Source organism: Tabrizicola sp. (genome assembly GCF_051645465.1).
Classification (GTDB): Bacteria; Pseudomonadota; Alphaproteobacteria; order Rhodobacterales; family Rhodobacteraceae; genus Tabrizicola.
Genome location: NZ_JBOFBI010000346.1, coordinates 1 through 3,046 on the forward strand (window position 1 = coordinate 1; position 3,046 = coordinate 3,046).

The window sequence follows — 3,046 nt, forward strand, 5'->3', positions numbered from 1 at the left end:
ACCTTTCCCCCCCGGATGCTAGGGATGCTCAAACGCTTATCGGGGGACCACAAGGGATGGCGTCATATCCGACCTACTTCGACAAGGACGCGCTTCTCGCCTGTTCGCGGGGCGAGCTCTTCGGCCCCGGCAACGCCCAGCTTCCCGCGCCGCCGATGCTGATGATGGACCGGATCACCGACATCTCGGAAGACCGGGGCGAGCATGGCAAGGGCCATGTTGTCGCCGAGTTCGACATCACCCCCGACCTCTGGTTCTTCGAATGCCACTTCCCGGGCAACCCGATCATGCCCGGCTGCCTTGGCCTTGACGGGCTCTGGCAGCTGACCGGCTTCAACCTCGGCTGGCGCGGCTGGCAGGGCCGCGGCTATGCGCTTGGCGTGGGCGAGGTGAAACTGACGGGCATGGTGAGGCCCGACCGCAAGAAGCTCACCTACTACGTCGACTTCACCAAAGCCCTGCAAACCCGCCGCCTGACCATGGGCGTGGCCGACGGCCGGGTCGAGGCTGATGGCGAGGTGATCTACCTCGTCAAGGACATGAAGGTCGCGCTTAGCGAAGCGTAAGCACGCGCGGCAGCGCACAGGTTTTGGCCGAGTACCAGGTATTTGCATGACAATCGGCGACGAAGAACGGGCAGACATCTATGACCCCGATTTCGTCGCCGATCTCTTCGATCGCTGTTCCACGAACTACCGGCGGTGGAGCGCGGTCAGCTCGTTCGGCTTCACCTACATCTGGCGCCGCCAATGCGTGGCGCGGCTGGAGGCGCCCAAAGCCGCAAGCGCCGTTGCCGTTGACCTGATGGCTGGCACTGGCGAGGTCTGGCCGCACCTTTTGCGGCGCTTTCCTGACCTCGGCACAATCACCGCCCTCGACATCTCGCAGCGGATGCACCTCGACGCCGTCGACCGGCTTCACCGGCACTACTCCGACAAGATCACCCATCTCGAAGCAAACGCTCTCGAAAACGATCTGCCGTCGGAACACGCCGATCTCCTGGTCTCGACCTTCGGCCTGAAGACCTTCAATCCCGATCAGCAATCCATCCTGGCCCACCAGATCGCGCGCATTCTCAAGCCGGGCGGCCAGTTTTCACTGATCGAGGCGTCTGATCCCAAAGGCTGGATCCTGCGCCCGTTCTACCGCTTCTACCTCGACCGGGTCCTGCCTCTGGTCGAGCGGTTCGTCCTGAACGGCGCGCATGACTTCAGCATGATCGGCACGTACACCCGGAACTTCGGCAGCTCTTCCCACATGGCTGAAGCCCTGCGCGCAGCAGGCCTGAATGTGACGCTGCAAAAGCACTTCTTCGGATGCGCCACCAGCGTCGCCGGATACAAGCCGATAACGGGCTGATTGCAAGACAACCTGCCATCGACCAACCTCCTCGAGCACTTCGTGCACTCGTCGGAGGACCCTCCGCGAGGAGTGCACGAAGTGCTCGACGAGCCGACCCCGCAGGATGCGTGATTACAACCGCGCCGCCTGGACGTGCATCCAGTCGAAGTTCCGCGACCGGCCAAGGCTGACCCAGCCTTCAGCCTCCCAGGCATGCCACCAGAAGTCATAATCCCGAGCATCCAGCGTCGCCCGATCGCGACCCATCTTCAGCTGGTTCCGCTCCGGGTCCCAGTCCAGCGCCACGGCCCAGGCATGCGTTGACCACGTCGAGCCGCCGCGCTTCTTGCGAGGGGCGTAGCACCCGCCGAAAAGGTCCAGCCGCAACCGTTTCAGCTCGGCATCGCCGTAATGGGCATGGACCTTCTGCAGCACCCGATCCAGGCTTGCCTCGACCTTGGCGTGGCACGAGATATGCTTGATGACCTGCGACTTGTCCCAGGCCAGCCGCAGCTTCCACGGCACCTGTACCCGGCCGGTCGGCCCCGCTGCAGGCGGACCGTAGAAGGCCTTCATCGCGGCCTGGTTCCCGGTATCGCGCGGCCAGCTGTGCGGGTTGGCATCCGACGGCTCGTCATCGCGCCAGAGCGGTGGCAGCGTGCCCCGGTCCAGAAGATGCACCAGCCGCTCATAGGCCTCCTGCGTCACCGGGCCCCAGAATCCATCCACCGGATCGCAGTCGATGCCCTTGTCCTTGCAGATCAGCTGGAATAGCGTCACCTCGCGCCGCTTGGCCGAAAACGTCGTGCCCCCCGACGGCATATCCCCCGGCCGCCGCTGCAAGGCCGCCAGCACCGCGGCCTCCAGCGCGGGCGAGGCCGCCCCATCCGCATTCCCTTGAAACAGACCCAGACCCTTCAGATGCGTCTGTACGACAATGACTGCCCTTTTGAGCATGTTGGTTCTCCAATCAAGTGCTTCAGAAATAAGTCTTTGATGAAAATCAGAAATCTGCCGGAACGGCGATCAGGCCCGACCGGTACTTCTCGGACCGGGTCCAGCGCGGCGCCCCACCTTGCGCAAGCGGGTTGAACGGGGCCACCTCGATGTTGTCCTTCGCAATCATCTCGCGCATCGAATGCGCCTCGACCACGTCGCCCCGGCGACCGGGAAAGACATGGTATCCCGCGTGCGCGATGCCGACGAAGAACGGCACGGTCTTGAACGCCGCAGGCTCGATCTTCTTGAAGCCGACGAGCTTCGTCACGTTGTCGACCCTGGAGTCGTAATAGACCCCCCGGTTCACGGCACTCGCGTGGCGCAACGCATGCCCTCCCCAGACCGGCATCCACTTCCGCCCCGGTCGCAAAGGGTTCAGCGCCTGATCGTCCGCATCCCAGGCGGCATTCTGGCTGGGGTCGGGGTTCCAGTAATAGATCTTCCAGCCCAGTTGCTGCAGCATGATCTGCAGATCGGTCCCGAAGAACTTCTGGTCGATCTTCAGCTGGGTGTTGATCTTCTTCCAGGTGTTGCTCATGCCGGTCACGTTGAACCCACGCTCACAGGCCTGCATCGCCAGAAGGATGCATGCGGTCGACACCTGCTGGTCCACCAGAAACTCCGGCTTCCCGAACTTGCGCAACTGCGCCATTCGCTTTTCGCGGGTCTTATGCTCGGGCTTGCGGTTGCCGTAGTACTTCGACAC

Annotated in this window: 4 protein-coding genes; 2 read left to right on the forward strand and 2 right to left on the reverse strand. The window is 63.2% G+C overall.

The genetic code is table 11. The annotated features are described in order from the left end of the window. The first annotated feature begins 56 nt into the window (after positions 1–56). Both fabA and ACRCSW_RS21860 read left to right on the forward strand, forming a co-directional pair. Positions 57–566, forward strand: coding sequence for a bifunctional 3-hydroxydecanoyl-ACP dehydratase/trans-2-decenoyl-ACP isomerase (gene fabA, locus ACRCSW_RS21855; protein WP_438707764.1), 510 nt, complete (start codon positions 57–59; stop codon positions 564–566). A gap of 46 nt (positions 567–612) precedes the next feature. Further along, on the forward strand, positions 613–1,359 hold the full coding sequence (locus tag ACRCSW_RS21860; RefSeq protein WP_438707765.1) for a class I SAM-dependent methyltransferase: 747 nt from the start codon (positions 613–615) through the stop codon (positions 1,357–1,359). 114 nt (positions 1,360–1,473) lie between these two features. Here the strand turns inward: ACRCSW_RS21860 and ACRCSW_RS21865 are convergent, their stop codons facing one another. Continuing rightward, positions 1,474–2,298, reverse strand: a complete 825-nt coding sequence (locus ACRCSW_RS21865) for a hypothetical protein (protein ID WP_438707766.1) — start codon at positions 2,296–2,298, stop codon at positions 1,474–1,476. 46 nt (positions 2,299–2,344) lie between these two features. After that, the coding region (locus ACRCSW_RS21870; RefSeq protein ID WP_438707767.1) for a hypothetical protein at positions 2,345–3,046 on the reverse strand (702 nt) is incomplete at its 5' end.

Excerpts from the sequence above, each read along its gene's own strand:
- ACRCSW_RS21865 (WP_438707766.1), bottom strand. The coding sequence starts at position 2,298 with ATGCTCAAAAGGGCAGTCATTGTCGTACAGACGCATCTGAAGGGTCTG.
- fabA (WP_438707764.1), top strand. The coding sequence starts at position 57 with ATGGCGTCATATCCGACCTACTTCGACAAGGACGCGCTTCTCGCCTGT.
- ACRCSW_RS21860 (WP_438707765.1), top strand. The coding sequence starts at position 613 with ATGACAATCGGCGACGAAGAACGGGCAGACATCTATGACCCCGATTTC.